An 18,093-nucleotide genomic window follows, 5' to 3' on the forward strand; every position below is an offset into this window, starting at 1 on the left:
GCGCCGCGTCAAGATTGACAGTGCGCGGGACGACTCGCAAGTGCCCGGCCGGGCAGGACTTCAGCGGGGCCGGTAGATGAAGACGCTCTCATTCTGGCGCACCGCGGTGAAGGTCGTCAGCGCCCGTTGCGCGGGCCCCTGGAGCACCGCGCCATCCAGGGCGAAGCGGGAGCCATGGCAGGGGCACTCCATGACGCCCTCGGACGGGAGCCAGTCCACCGCGCAGTCACCGTGAGTGCAGATGCGCCACAACGCCACGAAACATCCGGGCCGCGTGTGCACGAGCACCACGTCCAGGAGGGCCTGGGGCACGCGCACCTCCGCGTGGCCACCGGGAGCCTGGAGCGCCGGGTGGTCCGCGAGCCGCACCTCCACCCAACCCTCCTCGGCGGTGCCCGGCAGGGGCGCCCCGGGACAGGCGGCGCCGTCGGGCGGGAGGTCCAGGACGACAGCCTCCCGCCACTCTCCGCCGCACCCCACTCCCAGCGCGGCCAGGGCACAGCCACCCTGGGCCAGCGTGAGGAGCGCGGTGCGGCGGTCCAGCTTCTTCGTCATGGCGCGGCGGTGAGCGACACGCCGTTCACCACGGCGACGCCGTCCAAATCGAACCCGGCGGACGTGCCGGCGGAGCCGTTGGTGCCGGAGTCCTGGATGCGCACGTAGCGCGCCCGGCGCAGGCCCACGGTGGCCAGATCAAAACCGTCGCCACCCGCCACGGCGGGGTCCGTGGCGCTGATGCCAGCAGCGGGGTTGGCCGTCACGGGACGCACGCCCGCGCAGCCCGGGTAGTTGTTCGCCGCGTCCGAAGGGGCGCAGGGGAACTCGAACCACCGCACGCCGTCGTCGCTCACGGAGACCTTCGCCCGCTCGGTGAAGGCGCGAGGGCCTCCGGCGATGAGGAAGGCGTTCTCGAAGACGAGCAGGTCCACGCCCGGCCCGTCCATCACCGCGATGTCCGTGAAGCGCAGGGTGATGGAGCCCGACTTGCCCAGCGAGAGGACATCGAGCGAGCCGCTGTCCAACCCCGAGCCCACCGGCGGCCCCAGGACGACGGACGGGAAGCGGTCCTGCCCGAAGCCCGCGCCGAGGCCCGGAAGGAACTCCACGACTTCGTCCGCGTACGGGTCCGCCGGCACGGCGACGCTCGCGTCCCCAGGCTGCCCCGAGTCGTTCGGCCCCGCGTCTCCGGAGGGCGAGTCCTCGCCTCCGCAGGCCGTGAGGCTCAGGAGCACGGCGAGCGCCGAGCCCCTGTAGAGCCAGGACGCGCGGCGACTCACGGGACCACCTGGAGGCGGACCAGCCGCTGGCCATTCTTGTCCGCGACGCCCACCAGCACGTCCGAGCCGAGCGGCTCCAGCATCGTGACGGTGGTGCACTGGTCCACGTAGTCGAGCACGGCGGCGCGCGCGCCCACGTTGACGGTGTCGCCACCGGAGCTGGTGGACAGCGCGAAGCGCGACACGTCGGTGCTCACGAAGCTGAAGTTCTCGTCATACCCGCCGCGGTTGACCACCACGCCCGCGCCGAAGGAGGACGCGCTGTCGAAGTCGCTGCCCACGACGATGGGCGACTGGCTCGCCAGCTCCACCGGCGTCCCACTGGTGATGGCCTGGGCAACGACGGACGGGGCCACGCCGTAGATGACGTTGACGAAGTCGCCGTTGAAGTAGCCCAGCGCGGCGACGCCGTTGTCCGCCACGGCCGTGAAGCCGCTGCCGACCGTGCCTTCCGGGAAGTTGGCCACGCGCACCGTGCCCAGCGGATTCTCGGACGTCACCAGGCCGTAGATGCCAAGGCCCGTGGGCAGGGTGCCCAGACCGCCGCCGTTGATGAGCACCGCGCTCGTGTTCCCGTTCGAGAAGGCCGCCGCGGAGTAGTTCTTCGGCGCGGAGAGGAAGGACGACGAGGCGGGCGTGGCGATGTCGTAGAGCGAGACGGAGCCCGGAGCCCCGGAAGCGCCCGTGGTGTAGCCGGTGAAGACGCGCTGCCCGTCGTTGATGAGGTAGCCGCCCGCGTAGACGGCGACGCTGCCAGCGCGGTCCTCCGGGGTGACGACGTCATAGAGCCTGGTGGTGGAGAGCTGGAGGTCGGGCCACGTGCCCATCGAGTACAGCGCGGCGTCCTTGCCGCCCCCCTGCACCGCGTAGAACGCGTACGTCGGGCCCGGCGACGAGCCCAGGGCGGAGATGCCATCCGGCAGCGGGGCCGTCTCGGTGGCGACGAAGCCCGGCTGGAGCGCGAGCGTGCCCAGCTTCGCGTCGTGCGGCGTGTTCTCACAGGTGACAGGGCCGGCGTCCGGCGTTCCCGCGTCCGGCGTGGGGTCCACCGGGCCAGAGTCCGGAGTGCCCGAATCCACGGGGCCTGCGTCCGGCGTTCCCGAGTCGGCGGGACCCGGGCCCGAGTCCGGCGTTCCCGAATCCACGGGGCCAGCATCCGGCGTGCCCGAGTCCACGGGGCCAGCGTCCGGAGTACCCGAGTCGGGCGTCGGAGGCTGCTCCACCGGCTCCGTCTCGCACTTCTCGTCGACGCAGACCCACTGCTGGCCCGCGGGGGGCTGGCCATTGTCGGCGCGGCAGTCGAATTGGTCGACGCACTCGGGATTGCAACCGGTGCCGAGCAGGGCCACCGCGAAGGTGGTCACAGCGAGCGAAGCAGACTTCGTCCAGGGGGCTACGCGCTTCCAGTCAACGGTCTTCATCAGCGTCCTCGGTCCCTCTCCGCCCCCACGGGCGGGTGGGCTTCCAGGAGGACGCGGTCGAAGGCGGTCCCGGGCACACCCACGTGCACGGAAAAAAGGCTGACGCCTCCGCCGCCTCCCCTCGGAGGCCTCGGTGATGTCCGTGCCCGAAGGGCACGGGTCCTTGGCAGGTTTTCGGACTCGCAGGCGCGGATGCCCCAGGGGCACCCACCTAATGGCCGTCGCTTCCCAGCCCCACGGAGGGACCAGTGCTTCGTGACGGCGGTCGTTCCTGCACACCGCTGCGGGGCAGTCCCGGATTCACACCGGGTTCCCTAGAGCCACCGTGTTTCCACGCCAGCACCGAGGACGCCGGCCGGGATATGGCGGGTGGCGTGCATTGTCAATGGAGCGAGGTCACGTCGATGGCATTGGACACGGGGCGACGCGGGTCCAACGGGCACGCCTCCAGCGCGGGGCCCTTCGCCTCGGGCGTGGAGTAGCCACGGCGCTCGGTGAGGCGACCGTCTCCCACCTCCACCACGAAGACTCGGCCGGCGTTGGTGTCCGCCAGGTACACCGCGCCCTTCGCCACCGCGAAGCGACTGGCCACGGAGAGCACACACCCGGGCGCACCGGACTGGCAGCCGGGGTTGAGCGCGTAGGAGGCCACGACGGAGTCGTCCTTCACCAGCACCAACCCGGTGGAGCGCACGGACGTGGCGATGTAGCCATTCTCCGGGTCATAGATGGCCTCGCCGATGCAGGCGACCACGAGCTGGTCTCCCACCGCCTCGACGTAGCCCGCGTTGAGGCAGCGCTCCGCGCCCAGGTCGATGGCGCTCACCGCGCCAGTGGCCGGGTCGATGCGCGCGAGCATGCCCGGCCCGTTGGGACGGTAGTCATTCGCGGGGTTGAGGTTGGTGAGCGCCACGTAGACAGCCGAGCGCGTCGCCGTCACCGAGTACGGCAGTGGCATCACCGGGCCTCCGCCGAAGGGCTTCAGGTCCAGGCCCGTGAGCGACAGCGTGTCCACCTTGCGCGGCTGCTCCGGGTTGGAGATGTCCACGCGAGCCACGGCGTTGCCGTGCTGGAAGCTGGAGCTCGCGGTGCCGAACAGCGGGATGTAGAGCGTGGAGCCGAAGCGCGCGAGCGCCTGGGGACTGGTGTTCGCCCCCAGGTTCACCTGGCCCACCGTGCGCAGGCCCAGACCGTTGCCCTGTGCGGCGCCTTCGCGCTTGAGCACCTGGAGCGTGTTGTTCACCGAATCGATGACGTACACGTAGGGCGGGTCCACGAGGATGTCGTTGGGTGAGCCGGACACCACGCCCAGCGAGTCCTCCTCGACGAGAGCCCCCAGGTTGCCCCCCGCCGCCTGGAGCAGCTTGCCGTTCGTCATGTCCGCCGCGAGCACGTAGCCATCCCACGACGCGAGCGACTGCACGCCCGCGCCGAACTCGCGCCGGGGCCCGAGCTGGTCCGTCCCCGCCTGGATGCCCACGAGCTGTCCGTTCGTGAAGCACGCCGTCACCACGTCGTAGGAGCACCGGCCCGTGCGGCACGACTGCACGTCCGGACACGCGACGCCGCACGCGCCGCAGTTCAGCACGTCACTCCGAGCATCCACGCACGCGCCACCGCAGCGCAGCAGCCCCTCCGAGCAACCCGCGCGACACGTGCCCGCTTCACACACCTGACCCGTGGCACAGGCCGAGCCGCACGCCCCGCAGTGGGCCACGTCCGTCGCGGTGTCCACGCAGGCGCCACCACAGGACTCGGTGCCGGCGCGACAACCACAGACGCTGTCCTGACAGACCTCGCCCGTGGAGCAGGTGGTTCCACAGGCGCCGCAGTGAGCGGTGTCGCCGCGCAGGTCCACGCAGGTGCCCTCGCAAACGGTGAGGCCCGCGGTGCACACCACGCCTTCGTCCGGACAGCCGGTGAGCACGAGCGCCAGGAGACAGACCGACAGCAACGCCAGCGGCGTGGACTCAGGGAGACGGGGCGCGCGGGGCATGGGAGTCCTCGGAGGAAGGAGGCGAAGCGGGGTTCGGGTCGAGCGCCACCGCGAGCGTCGCGTAGGCCGCGCGTCCTGGCAGCGGGAAGCCGGTGAAGTCCTGGGCCCGCGAGTCGAGGAGGTTCTTCACCTCGACGGACAAGGTGACGTCCGGCGCGTGCAGGAACGTACTGGAGGCACCCACGCTCCAGAGGGTACGGGACGGCAGGTCGCGCGTGCCGGTGCGGTTGACGAGCTGCGCGGCCTGGTAGAGCACCTCGGTGCGCGCGTTGAGCCAGTCGGGGCCAGCGCGCACGCGGCCCACCCACTTGTGGCGAGGGCGATAGGGCAGGTCCTGATTGTAGTAGCGCGGGTCGCCCAGTCGGTTCTGCGTGCGCAACCAGGTGTAGCTGCCGCTGGCGGACAGCCAGGAGAAGGGCCGCGCCTCGCCCTCCAGCTCCACACCCCACACGCGGGCGGCGTCGAAGTTGTAGGGCCGCGCCATCATCGGCGGATACAGCTCGTAGGCGATGAGGTTCTCGTACAGCGCGGCGAACCCACCCGCCGTCGCGCTCCAGCGGGGTGCACCGGAGACGGTCTCCTCGGAGTCCCAGACCAGGGCGGTGTCCGCGTACAGCGCGCGCTCGGGCTTCAAGCCGGGGTTGGGCAGGAGCGTGCCCTGTCGGATGTACAGCTCCAGGAACGAGGGCGCGCGGTGGGACTGGCCCGCGTTGGCGCGCAGGCCGAAGCCACCGCCCAGCGACACCGCGGCGCCGAGCTTCGGAGAGAAGAGCCAGTAGGGCCCCACGCGCTCCAGCCGCAGCGAGGGCACCACGTCCAGCACGCCGCCGAACAGCGCCCACTCATCCATGGCCATGACGCTTCCGCGCCACCATCCCGCGGACTGCGAGCCCCGAGCCTCGGTGACCTGCTCGCCGGAAGACGCCACGGTGGTGGTCAGCGTGTGAGCGCCGCCCAGCGGCAGCCGTCCCTCCAGCTCCACACCGCCCACGAGGTGCCGCTGCGGACCACCCGCGCCGAGGAGCCCGCCTGTCACCTCCAGGCCATCTCGCCGGAAGAAGCCGCGCGCGCTGCCCTGTGTTCCCGCGCCTCCGAGCGCACCCGACCAGCGCACGCCGAGCGAGAGCCGGTCCAAATCCTGTCGCCCGGCGGACTGGGGGTTCTGCACCGTGCCGGGGATGGCGCGGTCCTCCAGGGCCAGCTCGGAGAGCACATCCAGGCGCGAGCCTCCGGGCAGTCGTCGTCGATAGCGCAGGAGCACGCCGCCGCCCTGGGCATCGTTGCGCGCGCGGGCCTCGGCGGTGACGGGGTTGTCGTCCACGGCGGGCAGCTCATCGAGCTCGTAGGCGAAGTCCCCATCCGAGCGTCCCGCGTGCAGCAACACGAGGCCATGTCCGTCGAGCAGCGGGCCGGTGACGGCCACGTGCCCCAGCGCCGTGTTCCAGCTTCCGTACGTGACTTCGCCACTGGCGCGCGCCTGTGCGGAAGGCGCGCGCGTGACGATGTTCACCGCGCCGCCCAGGCCTCCCGAGCCATAGCGAGCACCCGCGCCGCCGCGCAGCACCTCGAAGCGCTCCACCAACGCGGCGGGGACCTGGGACAGGTCCGCCATGCCTCCCGCGCCGTTGAGCGGGATTCCATCGAGGAACACCAACACCCCGTTCGACGCGGCGCCTCGGACGACCAGACTCTTGCTCTGGCCATAGCCCCCCGAGTCCTGCACCGCGAGGCCCACCGAACCGACGAGCAACTCCGCCGAGTCACGCGCCTCGCCCGTGCGAGCGGTGGCGTCGATGACGGTGATGGCGCCCGTCGGGTCCCTGCGCTCGGGTGAGTCAGGAGGCGGTGGTGACTTGCCCCGCACGACAGTGGAGCGCGCGCCGGGTCTCTCTGGCTCCACGGCGACTTCGGGTGGACTCGCCTCCACGTCCCGCATGGCATCGGAGTTCGCTTCGTCGCCGCCGACAGGCATCGCCTCGACGCCGGCCGTGGGCTCGACGTGCTCGGGGGGCGTGCCCACATCGGCATCATCCGACGCCTGGGCGCGTGCGTTGGCGGGGAGGCTGAGCGCCAGGCACACCAGGTGCCCGACGAGGAAGGTGCGCCGCATGCTCCGCCTTCCGCTCTCTCCATCGAAGAGAGAAGGCCATCCGAGCGTGTCGCCGCGCGACACGTTCGCACCCCTGGGCAGGTCTCCTGACTGATGGGCTCCTGCCCTGTCCTCCGGGCTACCCAATCACAGTGGCGGGACCGCACCGGAATCTCACCGGTTTCCCTCTTGAAAGCCCGACATGGGCACCCAAGGGCGCACCCCTTCTAAGGGGGTCACCTCCGTCGCGTCAAGCGCACCCGGGACGACGCGGCACGCGAGCGCACGTACTGCTCGAAGGCACTCGCTTGGAGGAACACCACCTCCGCGCCACCCAGTCGCAGCGACGCTCGGCTGAACAGCGGTGAGGTGCGCCCCGGCACTATCAACACGCCTTCCTGGTACGTGCCGCCGTGGCTCTCCAGGTCCGTCACGCTCCACACCTCGGTGTGCGGCTCCGGACGAAATCGCGCGTGCTGTCGCGACACGGTGGGCTCCGGCAGGACGATGTCGCACTCCGGGCTGCGTCCGACCGTCACCTCGGAACCACTTCCCGGCAGCCGCGGCCGCAGCTCGAAGACGACGGGCTCCACCACACGCGACGGCGACGGGCCCATCAGTGTCGGAGCCTCCACCGGGGACACCGCGCGAGGGAGACGCGGCATCGAGTCCCACACCAGCACGGGCCACCCGACACCTCGCAGCAGCGCCTCGCGGTCCTCCTGGAGCTGGGCCATCAGCGCTGACAGACGGTGGAGCACAGGGGTCCTCCAGGCCGGAAGGAAGGTGCGCTCACTAGCTTGTGCACGCCTCTCTCGTCTGTCCACCCCCGCTCGTGAGCGAAGTCGTCCCGGTGTCGCGAGGAAGTGGCATGCACCTCACTTCGCGAGGCCGCAGGCGCTCCCGAGCGTGAGCACGTCCGCGTCGTAGTGCAGCCCCAGGGCGCCGGAGGCCTCGATGTGGCGCACGAAGAGCGAGCCATACACCTCCGCGTTCCCACTGAGCGTCATCGTCGCGCCGGGCGCGTAGAAATTTCCCGCGATGACACTGCCCGCGGAGATGCCCAGCGTCCCGGTGCCCGCCGAGTACACCCGGACGCGGGCCGGCGCATCCACCGAGCCCAGCAGCAGCTGTCCCGCCACCGTCACGTCGCCGCCGATGAACAGGTCCAGCTCTCCGGGCGGCACCACCTCCACGGAGAGCCGCTCGCCAATGACGACGGCATCGCGCACGAACAGCGCGGTGCGCTCGCGCACGACGAGGTTGAGCCGCCCCTGTCCCTCGATGCCCGTCAGGAAGAAGCGCCCGCACGGCAGCTCCAGCGTGCGCTCTCCAGTAAAGCCCTCCAGCGACGCAGCATCCAGGCCGATGGCGGCGTTGTGGTTGTGCTCGGCGTGGTTGGCGATGAGGCCGCGGATATCCACCCGCGAGGCGTCATCACACGCGCATGGCGCCACCGACTCCACCGGCTCGCGCAGCACCTCCGAGGCCGTCACCGTGCCGGACATGAGATTCCCGGCGGGCACGGCCAGCTTGCCCTCCACCGTCAGCGACGCCAGACCCACGTCGCCGCGAACCCACGCATCGCCCGTCACCTGCGCTGACACGTTGCCCGTGAGCGGACCTCCGCTGTACAGGCCGCCGCCCACCGACAGGCCTCGTCCCAGCGAGATGCCATCCGCGCCGCCCGCGCTGAACCCACCGCCCACCTTCAACGTGTCGTTGGCCGCGACGCCGCCATTCGTCGCCACCGCGCCGCCCTGCCCTCCCGGCACGTACTTGCCCAGGGAGCTCCGGAACGCGTCCGTGGTGAGCGCCGCGCTGAACGCGAGCCTGTCACACGAGCACAACGCGAACCGGAAGGCGCGCTCCGCCAGATGGCCGCTGCACACCTTCTCGCCCGTGACGCTGTCGCCCACGAGCAGCAGCGGCCCGGTGGACGCACAGAAGGCCGCCTGGTCATCGGGAGGCTCGGCCTCCCCCGTCGGCCCACCATCGGACGAGGCCACCGGACCCGCGTCGTTGTGCGGGGTGTTGATGAAGGCCACCGGGTCCCTCACCGAGCACGCGGGCCCCACCGCGAGCCAGCCCAGCAGGACGAAGCCGCCAGGAGAACGCTTCCACCGCGATGCGAAGGCGCGAGTCATCGACCTGAAATCTCCCTCAGTCGGGTCCGAGCCGCCACCCCATGGGGCGAATCAGGATGTCGCGCGAGGAAGGCCTCCAGCGCTCGCGCCTCGCCGTCCCTGTCGCCCAGGGCCCGCAGGGCCTCCGCGACACCGTGACTCGCCTCTTCCTCCAGGATGCCCCCGGGCCAGCCCCGCTGCGCCTCCTGGTACTGCCGCAACGCCCCGCGTGCATCGCCCAGGTGCTCCAGCCGCAGCGAGCCCGAGGCCACGCGTGCCACATACGCGGACATGTCCTTCGGGTCGGTCCGGATGACACGCAGGTAGAGCGCCTCCGCGGCCTTCCACTGTCCCGTGGCCCGGTGCTCATTGGCCCGGCGCAACAAATCCTCCGGCGCGGGCGCACCCGGAAGCCGGTGCTCCACCCGGGGCTTCGTGGACGGTGGCGGCGCGATGATTTCGGGCCGGGCCGCGTCGACGCCAGGCACCTCGGACTCGGCCCGCGAGCCATCGACACCGGCGCCCTCGGGCACGGTCAGCCCGCCGCTGACGCCGGTACCATCCGGCAAAGCCCGCGCTCCACCAACCCCGGTGACCTCGGGCGATGGCCGCCCCACGTCGACCTGCTCCGGACGCGCGGGCTCGGCCCCAGTGGGGCTCGCGACGACGGACGGCTCGACGGGCGCGTCCGACTCACTCCGGCGAGACAGGTGCCAGGTGGCGACAGCCGCCGCGCTCACCACGAGCAGCGCGCCGCCCATCAACCACTCGTACCGTCGACGGGGACGCGGTGGCGGCGAAGGCGCATCCAGCGCGGCGAGCATGGCGGCCTGCACCAGCGCCGCGGACTTCTGCCGGGACAGTCGCCGTGCGGGCCCCGAGCCCTCATCGAGCGGCGCGAGCATCCCCGCCGACAGCCCGTCCTCATCCAGGGGCCGGCTCATTCCGTACCTCCATCCGGAACGGAGCCGTCCTCGGTCGCCAGCGCGCGGAGCGCCGTGCGCCCCAGTCGCAGCCGACTGCGAATCGTTTCGAAGGGAATTCCCAGCTCGTCTGATACCTCCGGCACACTCATGCCGAGCACATGATGCAACACCATCGCATGTCGCTGCTCGTCGGGAATACGGTCCAGCAGCATCACCATGCGACGGCGGTGCACGTACTCGTCGGGAGGCGCGTCCTCGGACGGCACCGCCATCAACTCCGCGGAGTCATCGCCGCGCCGCGCCTCGTTGCCCCGAGCGCGCTTCAGCCAGGCGAACGTCGTTCGCGCCACCACCCGGTCCACCCAGGACTGGAACTGCCCCTCACCCCGATACGTGGAGAGCCCGCGCAACAGCGCGATGAGCGCCTCCTGCGAGATGTCCTCCACCTCTCCATCCCCATGCACCAGGTAGCGCACGAGGTTGCGAACGCGCGGCAACAGCTCCATCAGCAAGGACTCGGCGGCCTCCCGGCGTCCCTGGATGGCCGCCTGGATGCGGGGGTCCGCTCCAGGACGTGCCTTGCCGACCACTTCCCGTCCCGTGCTCGTCATCGCCCCCATGGAGGGAGGTCGAGGCGAAAACGGGTCATCTCCACTCACGGCAGCAACACCAGCGCCAGGGCGAACCGGGGCCTGACCGCCCAGCCCTCATTGCGCGGCACGAAGTTTCCGTCCTCGGAGTAACCGAGCCGGGGGCGCCCGAAGACGGCATCGGCGGCGACGGTGGCCTCCATCGCGACCAGTTGGGAGAAGCGCCAGCGCAGCGAGGTGTCGGGCCCGGCCAGCAGGGCGGGGACGAAGCGGGGTTTGGCGGCGATGATTCCGCCGAAGTACGACTCCGTGCTGCGGCCGAAGATGAGCAGGCCCAGTCCCGCGCCCACGCCCCAACGAAGGTTCCCCGCTTCGATGAGCGGAGTGTCCAACCACAGGCCTCCGGCGTACTGCTCCAGCTTCACGTCCGTGCGCCCATCCGGGAGCTTCTTCTCCAGACCCGCGAGGACCTGGAGGCGGATGCGCAGCGTGCGGAACTCCCAGCCGGAGGCGAGCAGCAGGCCCTGATGGCCCGAGCTCTCATACCCATCCAGCGTCATCACCCCGCCCACCATCACCTGCCAGCGCAGCGACACCGAGTCCGAGGCCGCCGGTGGCATGGACCAGAGCTCTGGCGGCATGGGCGTGGGCTCGCGCTCCGTCTCGGGGGTGGCGGGCGCGGGCAGCGGGGACGCGACTTCGACGACGTCTCCCAGGGGCGTGCCGGCCTCCACCGCGCGCAGGGCGGAGCGCACGACGAGAGCCACGGCCTCGGCGCCCGCGGACCACTCGAGCGCGCCGGGCTGCCCTTCCAGTCGGGCGATGCGCACGAAGAGGTGGCGACTGCCGGGCTCGGCGAAGTGGACGCGCAGCTCGGAGCCCGAGCGCTGGAACCAGAGGACGGCGCGGGCCTGCTGGGCATCCGCCAGCTCGACGACGGAGCGCCACTGGTCCTGGGGCGTGCCCTCCAGGGACGGGCCGGGCATGGCGCGCAGCTCGACGGGCAGGTCGCTGCTCTGGCCTCGCACGCGTTCGAGCAGGGCGCCGTCCTCGTCCGAGGACACACGCGCCACGGCGAGCCACGAGCCGCCGTCCGCCGCGCGCACCTCCACGCCCAGGCACAGGGCGGCGACGAGCCCCAGCCGAATCAACACGACGCCCGATGCCATGTCGCGGAGGCTAGCGTCTCGTGAGTGCGCGCGGGAAGCCCCGGGGCAAACACGCCTCACCGCGACGACGTGGGTGGCAGGCGCACCGGAAAAGACGCGCTGCGCCTGCAATCCTCCGGCGGACGGGCAGCCATGGGCCTGGGACTCCAGGCTGCCTTCGCGAGCGGCTTCAGCGCTGGACGCTCGGGGTGGCGCGCAGCTCGCGGCTGACGCGCTCGGCCTCGCGGAAGACGCGCAGCAGGTTGCCGCCCAGGATCTTGTGGAGCTGCTCGCGGGTGTAGCCCCGGGCCACCAGCGCCTCGGTGATTCGCGGCAGGTCCGCCACCGAGTCGAGCCCCTGGGGCGAGGAGTTGATGCCGTCGAAGTCCGAGCCCAGGCCCACGTGGTCCACGCCGGCCACCTTGGCGACGTGGTCGATGTGGTTGATGACGGCCTCCAGCGGCGGGCGCGGCACCTTCGCGGCCCACTCCCAGCTCACCTCGGAGTCCGCGCGGAAGCGCGTGACGGGGTCCGAGTTCTTGTGCTTCGCCTCCACCGCGGCCTCGGCGGCCTTCCGCTCGGTGGCCATGGCGGCGTAGGCCTTGCGGTAGGTGTCGTCGACGAAGGCGGAGAAGAAGTTCACCATGACGACGCCGCCGTTGGCCGCGACGGCCTTGAGCATCTCGTCCGTCATGTTGCGCGGATGGTCCGTGAGCGCGCGGGCGGACGAGTGCGACGCGATGACGGGCGCGCGCGTCACCTTCACCGTGTCGAAGAACGTTTTGTCGGACACGTGGGAGACATCCACGAGCATGCCCAGCCGGTTCATCTCTCGCACGACGTCGCGGCCGAAGTCGGTGAGGCCGTCATGGTGCTTCACCGCCGCGTCCTGGATATCGCCCGACGAGTCCGCCCACTCGTTGGTGTTGGACCAGGTGAGCGTCATGTAGCGCACGCCCAGCCGGTAGAAGTCGCGCAGCACGCCCAAGTCGTTCTGGATGGAGTGGCCGCCCTCGACGCCCATGAGCGTGGCGAGCTTCTTCTGCTTGCCGGCGCGCGCGGCGACGATGTCCTTCGACGACAGGGCGAGCACCATCTGGTCCGGGTGCTTCTCCACCGCGCTGAGCACCGAGTCGATGATGCGCAGCGTCTGGTGGGTGTACTGGCCGGCGAACTCCTTGGGCTCCACCCAGATGGAGAAGAAGGCCGCGCCCAGGTTGCCGGCGCGAGCGCGGGTCAGGTCCAGGTGCCCCTGGCCATTGGGCGGCTGGGAGCCCACGTCGAAGCCCTCGTTGAGCATGCGCAGGGGCGTGTCCACGTGCGTGTCGATGATGAGCGCCGACTCGTGGATGGCGCGGGCCTTCGCGGAGATGGGCGACGACGCGGCGGGCGCGGCGGCGAGCGAAGGCGCGCCCAGGAGGAGCAGGGCGGTGAGGACGGAGCGGTTCACGCGGACACCTCGGAACGACGGGACTTGGGGGGACTCTCCCACGGAGCCTGGATGGGATGAAGGGATGTCAGGGACGCGTGCTGCCCTGCCCCACCACGCCCAGGCCCGCGTAGACGGTCTCCAGCCACTTCTCCGTCTTGACGTGGCCCTCGCCGAAGCTCCGGTACTGCTCCGGCAGCCCCTCGGCCTTCACCTGCTCCAGCGTCCTGCCCGCCACCTTCTTGCGCCGCACGAGCGCCGTCGTCTCGCGCAGCATGGCGACGAAGCGCTCCAACTCCTCGCGCCCCGCGAGCGCGCCGTGGCCCGGGATGATGCGCACGCCCGTGGGCAGGCTCGCGAGCACGCCCTCCACGTTGCGCACGTAGCCCTCCACGCTGCCGCCCGCCTCCAGGTCGATGACGGGGAAGCGGTCCGTGAAGAACTGGTCGCCCACGTGCAACACGTTGCTGCCCACGAAGAGCACGGTGCTGTCACCATCGGTGTGGCCCGACGGCAGGTGCGTCATCCGAACCTCCTCGCCGTTGAACCAGAGGCTGAGGCCCTGCTGGAAGGTGAGGATGGGACGCGCGTGTTCCGGCGCGGGAGGCAGCGTCTCACCCCGGCGGACCCTCGGCTTCGACATGCGCGCGCGCACGGCGTCGTGCGCCACCAGGGTCGCCTCGCGCCCGAGCACCGCGTTGCCTCCGGTGTGGTCGCTGTGCACGTGCGTGTTGAGGACGTAGACGAGCTTCTGCTTGCTCAGGGTCTTCAGCGCCGCGCGGACCTTGTCGATGAGCGGGGCGAAGTCGTCGTCCACCAGGAGCACGCCGTCGGGCCCCACCGAGACGGCCATGTTGCCACCCGCGCCCTGGAGCAGATGAATGTTGCCGGCGACGGGCGTGGCGCGCACCTCCACCTGGGAGAAGTCGCGCTCCTGCGCGAGCACGAGGCAGGGGAGCAGGACGAGCACGGCGGCAACGGCCTTCATGCGACCTCCAGACGACGGGGATGCGTCCGCGGGCTTCTTAGCAAACCTGGCGTTCGTTCATTCCCGAGAGCCTCACTTCTCCCGCGAGCCACGGACCGTCCCGCGAACAAGCGGCGCGCCAGCGCAAGGAATCGCGCAGCGCCCTTCTCGCGCGTGGGCGCCTCGCGCGCCTCGGTGAACCTCACGCATCTCGCCGCGTGAGAAGCCACTGGAGTCCCGGCGCCCGTCCTCGCGGTGGGACACCTCGCGGATGCGTGCACGGTGGTGATGACGCGCCTCCGAGGGAGACGGCCCTGGCACGGCGACTGCTCAAGCAGCCGGCGACCTCAGGCGGTCAAGCCGGAGAGGCGGTCGCGCCGTGGTGGCGCGGTGTGGAGTGTGGAGGCGGAAGATGCTGATGGCGGGGAAGCGACTGGCGGTGTTCTCCATTCGCGAGGGCAAGGGCGGGAGCATCTGGGTGCGGGCGGGCAGCGCGTTCGTGAACAAGGACGGCTCGCTGAACGTGTTGCTGGATGTGCTGCCGCTGGACGGCAAGCTGCACGTGCGTGAGGCGGCGGAGAAGCGGGACACTCCGGGAGTCGGCGGGCGGTACGCGCCCGAGGTGGGGCTGGACGCGGCGCCCGTGGGGGGCCACTCGTGAGGGCCGCGTGGGGACTGCTGGCGCTGGTGCTCTTGGTGGGGAAGCCCGGCGTGGCGGACGCGGCGCGACTGCGCACCCAGTACTCGGGCGTGGTGAACCTCAACGAGGCGACGGCGGCGGAACTCGACTTGCTGCCCGGCGTGGGTGACGCGGCGGCGCAGCGCATCATCCAGCACCGGGGCAAGCGCCCCTTCCAGCGGGTGGAGGAGCTGGTGCGGGTGAAGGGCTTCGGCCGCAAGAAGTTCCTCAAGCTCAAGGCCCACCTGACGCTGAGCGGCCCCACCACCTTGAAGGTGGAGCAGGTGGCCCCGCCTCCCGAGGGAAAGGAGGTGGTCGCCACGAACAACTGACACGACGCATCCATTCACTACTGGGGAGCGGGGTCGCCGCCCGGGTCCGCATCGTGGCCCGGGCGGTGGCCCTGCCCGAAGTCCCGGCTTCGCGCCGGGGGAGCGGCCAGGCACCTCGCAAGTGAGGTTTGTATCTGGAACCCGGCTGGTAGAGCATCCGCCGCCATGAACCGACGACTGCCTCGACTGCTCACCGCGCTGCCCGTCTCGGCCGCGCTGGTTGCTCCGCCCGTCCTCGCGTGTACCAGCATGCTGGTCAACAAGGGCGCCACGGCGGACGGCGCCACCCTGATGACGTACGCCGCGGACGCGCACGAGCTGTACGGCGAGCTGTACTACACGCCCGCGCGCCGCCACGCCGAGGGCGCCTGGCGCGACATCATCGAGTGGGACACCGGCAAGCACCTGGGGCGCATCCCCGAGGCGCCGGTGACGTACTCCGTCGTCGGCAACATGAACGAGCACCAGCTCTCCATCGGCGAGTCCACCTTCTCCGGCCGCAAGGAGCTGGAGGCGCCCGCGGGCATCGTCGACTACGGCTCGCTCATCTACATCGCGCTGGAGCGCTCCAAGACGGCCCGCGAGGCAATCTCGGTGATGACCAAGCTGGTGGCCGAGCACGGCTACGCGTCCACCGGTGAGTCCTTCTCCATCGCCGACCCCAAGGAGGCGTGGCTGCTGGAGATGATTGGCAAGGGCGAAGGCCAGAAGGGCGCGGTGTGGGTGGCTCGCAAGCTGCCCGAAGGGCACATCACCGCTCACGCCAACCAGTCGCGCATCGAGCAGTTCCCGCTGAACGACTCGGACAACGTGCTGTACTCGCCGGACGTCATCTCCTTCGCTCGCGAGAAGGGCTGGTTCAAGGGCGCGGACAAGGACTTCAGCTTCGCGGAGACGTACAACCCGCTCGACTTCGGCGGGCAGCGCTTCTCCGAGGCGCGGGTGTGGAGCATCTTCCGGCGCGCGGCGCCGTCGAAGAACTTCGGTCCGGAGTACGCGGATGGCTCCGCGCCGGCCAAGCGGCTGCCCCTGTGGGTCAAGCCGGACAAGAAGCTGTCCGTGCAGGACGTCATGGCGCTGATGCGCGACCACTTCGACAACACGCCGCTCGACATGTCCAAGGACGTGGGCGCGGGGCCCTACGCGCTGCCCTACCGCTGGCGGCCGATGACGTGGGAGGTGGACGGCAAGAAGTACGTCCACGAGCGCGCCATCTCCACGCAGCAGACGGGCTTCTCCTTCGTCGCGCAGATGCGCGGCTCCATGCCGGCGCCCATCGGCGGCGTGCTCTGGTTCGGCGTGGATGACACGTCGATGACCGTCTACACGCCGATGTACGCGGGCATCCGGCAGGTGCCGAGGAACTTCGCCCAGGGCGTCGCCAGCCGCGGGGCGTTCTCCTGGGACTCCTCCTTCTGGGTGTTCAACTGGGTGTCCAACCAGGCCTATTCGCGCTGGAGCGACATGTCCGTGGACGTGCGGAAGGAGCAGGGCGCGCTGGAGGGCCAGTTCCTCGCGGACCAGGCCGACATCGAGAAGACGGCGCTGGAGCACTACAAGCGCAGCCCGGAAGAGGCGCGGCAGTACCTCACCACCTACTCGGTGCAGCAGGGCGAGAAGGTCCACGCGCGCTGGCGGAAGCTCGGCGAGACGCTGCTGGTGAAGTACATCGACGGCAACGTCCGCGACGAGCAGGGCAAGGTGAACCACCCCAAGTACCCGGAGAGCTGGTACCGGCGCATCGCCCAGGAGCGCGGCAAGACGCTGGAGATGCCGCCCGAGCCCCAGGAGCTCAAGCCCGTCGCGGCCCCCGGCCCCGGCCCGAAGACGCCCCCGCCGCCCGCGCCCAAGCCCACCGTGGCGCCCGCGCCGTAGTCCCCCGCCCCCTCCCAGGCCCCAGGCCAGGAGGGGCCACCAGGGCCCGCCACCGAGCGGGTCCACCCAGGCGGGGCGCTCCCCGCCTCCCACCTCACGGGGTGGAGGAACGGGCGCCCCCCTCCCGGGTCATGGGAAGCACGAGTGCGGAAGGCGGAACTGGCGGAAGGTGAAAGCCTCCCCACGTCTTCTGGTGACTGATACACAACGAAGTTACAGGGCGGGGGGAGCGCGAAGAGATAGACCCCCTGCGGCTCAAAGACTTGCAGAGACAGGGAGGCGGCAGGTGAGGGAAGATGAAGTCATGAAGGACACGGCCAGTGGGGAGCCGGACCCCCAGGAAGGTGAGCGGCTCAAGGGCCCGCCGCTCGGCGAAGTGCTCGAGTTCATGCGCCTGTTGTGGGCCGTGGACCACGGGCTCCAGTCCACCTCGAAGCGGATGGAGTCGACGCTGGGCCTCACCGGCCCGCAGCGACTGGTCATCCGGCTGGTGGGACGCTTCCCCGGAATCACCGCCGGCACGCTCGCCCAGATTCTCCATGTGCACCCGAGCACCCTGACGGGCGTCCTCAAGCGGCTGGAGAAGCGCGGCCTGCTGGAGCGCAAGTCGGACCCGCTGGATGGGCGCAAGGCGCTGTTCGCCCTCACGGAGTCAGGGCGCGCGCTCGACATCCCCTCCGAGGGCACCGTCGAGTCCGCCGTGCAGCGTGTCCTCTCCCGGATGTCGCGCAACCGCATCCTCTGCACGCAGGACGTGCTCACCGCGCTCGCGCAGGAGCTGGGTGGCGTGCCGCATCCAGAAGAGGAGCTGGCCGCCGACTCGGCCGCGAAGAAGCCGGACTTTCGCTGAAGAAGCTCCACCCCGGCCCGCCCTCCCCTGGCGGGCCCTCGCTCGGTCGCCCGGCGGGTCGCTGAGCCAACGAGCGTCGACCCGGTGCCGCCTCCGCGCAGGCCCTCGACGCTCTCCTCCACCCCTCCCAGAATCTCGGCGTCGGATGGGACCCCGCTTCGCGGCCACGTGTCGCCCGAGGTCGACCGCCGCCGGCCCACCGGCTCCACGGGCGGGCCCCACGGCCCTTCCCCGAGTCATGACGGGCACTTGGCGCGGGCCGACGGGACGAAGGGAGGCCCCAGCCGCGTTGCCTCCCGGACCCTCCGGCGCCTGGGTCCTTCCGGCGTCGGACAGCCCCGCCCATCCTGGGTGAAATCCAGGGGCCCAAGCACCTCGCGGCCCGTCG

The 18,093-nt window shown here is 70.9% G+C and carries 16 protein-coding genes and 2 riboswitches; of the genes, 4 read left to right on the forward strand and 12 right to left on the reverse strand.

All coding sequences use genetic code 11. From position 1 onward, the window contains the following. Positions 1-60 precede the first annotated feature (60 nt). From G4D83_RS07390 to G4D83_RS07445, 12 genes are all read right to left on the reverse strand, one after another. Positions 61-555, reverse strand: coding sequence for a QcrA and Rieske domain-containing protein (locus G4D83_RS07390; protein ID WP_163863974.1), 495 nt, complete (start codon positions 553-555; stop codon positions 61-63). Beyond that, positions 552-1,277: a cell surface protein gene (locus G4D83_RS07395; protein ID WP_163863975.1), complete on the reverse strand. Its 726-nt coding sequence runs from the start codon at positions 1,275-1,277 to the stop codon at positions 552-554. Before G4D83_RS07395 ends, G4D83_RS07390 begins: the two co-directional genes overlap by 4 nt. Then, on the reverse strand, positions 1,274-2,698 hold the full coding sequence (locus tag G4D83_RS07400; protein ID WP_240356232.1) for a hypothetical protein: 1,425 nt from the start codon (positions 2,696-2,698) through the stop codon (positions 1,274-1,276). Before G4D83_RS07400 ends, G4D83_RS07395 begins: the two co-directional genes overlap by 4 nt. 148 nt (positions 2,699-2,846) lie before the next feature. Then, positions 2,847-3,060: riboswitch (cobalamin riboswitch) on the reverse strand. A gap of 20 nt (positions 3,061-3,080) precedes the next feature. Continuing rightward, positions 3,081-4,694 (reverse strand): MXAN_6577-like cysteine-rich protein, encoded by a 1,614-nt coding sequence (locus tag G4D83_RS07405; RefSeq protein ID WP_163863976.1) that lies wholly within the window; start codon positions 4,692-4,694, stop codon positions 3,081-3,083. Then, a complete protein-coding gene (locus tag G4D83_RS07410; RefSeq protein ID WP_205522585.1) occupies positions 4,669-6,804 on the reverse strand; it encodes a TonB-dependent receptor plug domain-containing protein in 2,136 nt (711 codons plus the stop codon). Before G4D83_RS07410 ends, G4D83_RS07405 begins: the two co-directional genes overlap by 26 nt. Before the next feature lie 59 nt (positions 6,805-6,863). After that, positions 6,864-7,012: riboswitch (cobalamin riboswitch) on the reverse strand. Between the two features lie 7 nt (positions 7,013-7,019). Continuing rightward, positions 7,020-7,544: an FHA domain-containing protein gene (locus G4D83_RS07415; protein ID WP_240356200.1), complete on the reverse strand. Its 525-nt coding sequence runs from the start codon at positions 7,542-7,544 to the stop codon at positions 7,020-7,022. Positions 7,545-7,661: 117 nt separating this feature from the next. Next, a complete protein-coding gene (locus G4D83_RS07420) occupies positions 7,662-8,930 on the reverse strand; it encodes a DUF7305 domain-containing protein (protein WP_163863977.1) in 1,269 nt (422 codons plus the stop codon). Beyond that, positions 8,927-9,853: a tetratricopeptide repeat protein gene (locus G4D83_RS07425; protein WP_163863978.1), complete on the reverse strand. Its 927-nt coding sequence runs from the start codon at positions 9,851-9,853 to the stop codon at positions 8,927-8,929. Before G4D83_RS07425 ends, G4D83_RS07420 begins: the two co-directional genes overlap by 4 nt. Further along, positions 9,850-10,446 (reverse strand): RNA polymerase sigma factor, encoded by a 597-nt coding sequence (locus G4D83_RS07430; protein ID WP_163863979.1) that lies wholly within the window; start codon positions 10,444-10,446, stop codon positions 9,850-9,852. The genes G4D83_RS07425 and G4D83_RS07430 overlap by 4 nt, the downstream gene beginning before the upstream one ends. Positions 10,447-10,490: 44 nt before the next feature. Then, a complete protein-coding gene (locus tag G4D83_RS07435) occupies positions 10,491-11,594 on the reverse strand; it encodes a hypothetical protein (RefSeq protein ID WP_163863980.1) in 1,104 nt (367 codons plus the stop codon). Between the two features lie 169 nt (positions 11,595-11,763). After that, positions 11,764-13,023 carry a dipeptidase gene (locus tag G4D83_RS07440; RefSeq protein ID WP_163863981.1) on the reverse strand — a complete coding sequence of 420 codons (1,260 nt, stop codon included), beginning with the start codon at positions 13,021-13,023 and terminating at the stop codon, positions 11,764-11,766. Positions 13,024-13,090: 67 nt separating this feature from the next. Continuing rightward, complete coding sequence (locus G4D83_RS07445; protein ID WP_163863982.1) at positions 13,091-13,990, reverse strand: MBL fold metallo-hydrolase; 900 nt, start codon at positions 13,988-13,990, stop codon at positions 13,091-13,093. Between the two features lie 391 nt (positions 13,991-14,381). On the opposite strand from G4D83_RS07445, the gene G4D83_RS07450 reads away from it, so the two are divergent. The 4 genes from G4D83_RS07450 (at position 14,382) to G4D83_RS07465 (ending at position 17,705) form a co-directional block, all read left to right on the forward strand. Continuing rightward, positions 14,382-14,630, forward strand: a complete 249-nt coding sequence (locus G4D83_RS07450; protein ID WP_163863983.1) for a hypothetical protein — start codon at positions 14,382-14,384, stop codon at positions 14,628-14,630. Then, positions 14,627-14,980, forward strand: a complete 354-nt coding sequence (locus tag G4D83_RS07455; RefSeq protein ID WP_163863984.1) for a ComEA family DNA-binding protein — start codon at positions 14,627-14,629, stop codon at positions 14,978-14,980. Before G4D83_RS07450 ends, G4D83_RS07455 begins: the two co-directional genes overlap by 4 nt. A gap of 165 nt (positions 14,981-15,145) precedes the next feature. Then, positions 15,146-16,855, forward strand: a complete 1,710-nt coding sequence (locus G4D83_RS07460) for a dipeptidase (protein ID WP_163863985.1) — start codon at positions 15,146-15,148, stop codon at positions 16,853-16,855. A gap of 304 nt (positions 16,856-17,159) precedes the next feature. Beyond that, positions 17,160-17,705 (forward strand): MarR family winged helix-turn-helix transcriptional regulator, encoded by a 546-nt coding sequence (locus G4D83_RS07465; RefSeq protein WP_163863986.1) that lies wholly within the window; start codon positions 17,160-17,162, stop codon positions 17,703-17,705. Positions 17,706-18,093: the final 388 nt, after the last annotated feature.

The sequence above is a fragment of the Myxococcus eversor genome (assembly GCF_010894455.1).
Classification (GTDB): domain Bacteria; phylum Myxococcota; class Myxococcia; order Myxococcales; family Myxococcaceae; genus Myxococcus; species Myxococcus eversor.

What these genes read in the sequence shown, in the direction of transcription:
- G4D83_RS07435 (WP_163863980.1), bottom strand. Translation starts at nt 11,594, where the DNA reads ATGGCATCGGGCGTCGTGTTGATTCGGCTGGGGCTCGTCGCCGCCCTG.
- G4D83_RS07405 (WP_163863976.1), bottom strand. Translation starts at nt 4,694, where the DNA reads ATGCCCCGCGCGCCCCGTCTCCCTGAGTCCACGCCGCTGGCGTTGCTG.
- G4D83_RS07460 (WP_163863985.1), top strand. Translation starts at nt 15,146, where the DNA reads ATGAACCGACGACTGCCTCGACTGCTCACCGCGCTGCCCGTCTCGGCC.
- G4D83_RS07445 (WP_163863982.1), bottom strand. Translation starts at nt 13,990, where the DNA reads ATGAAGGCCGTTGCCGCCGTGCTCGTCCTGCTCCCCTGCCTCGTGCTC.
- G4D83_RS07430 (WP_163863979.1), bottom strand. Translation starts at nt 10,446, where the DNA reads ATGACGAGCACGGGACGGGAAGTGGTCGGCAAGGCACGTCCTGGAGCG.
- G4D83_RS07390 (WP_163863974.1), bottom strand. Translation starts at nt 555, where the DNA reads ATGACGAAGAAGCTGGACCGCCGCACCGCGCTCCTCACGCTGGCCCAG.
- G4D83_RS07410 (WP_205522585.1), bottom strand. Translation starts at nt 6,804, where the DNA reads ATGCGGCGCACCTTCCTCGTCGGGCACCTGGTGTGCCTGGCGCTCAGC.
- G4D83_RS07450 (WP_163863983.1), top strand. Translation starts at nt 14,382, where the DNA reads ATGCTGATGGCGGGGAAGCGACTGGCGGTGTTCTCCATTCGCGAGGGC.
- G4D83_RS07400 (WP_240356232.1), bottom strand. Translation starts at nt 2,698, where the DNA reads ATGAAGACCGTTGACTGGAAGCGCGTAGCCCCCTGGACGAAGTCTGCT.
- G4D83_RS07420 (WP_163863977.1), bottom strand. Translation starts at nt 8,930, where the DNA reads ATGACTCGCGCCTTCGCATCGCGGTGGAAGCGTTCTCCTGGCGGCTTC.
- G4D83_RS07425 (WP_163863978.1), bottom strand. Translation starts at nt 9,853, where the DNA reads ATGAGCCGGCCCCTGGATGAGGACGGGCTGTCGGCGGGGATGCTCGCG.
- G4D83_RS07465 (WP_163863986.1), top strand. Translation starts at nt 17,160, where the DNA reads ATGAAGGACACGGCCAGTGGGGAGCCGGACCCCCAGGAAGGTGAGCGG.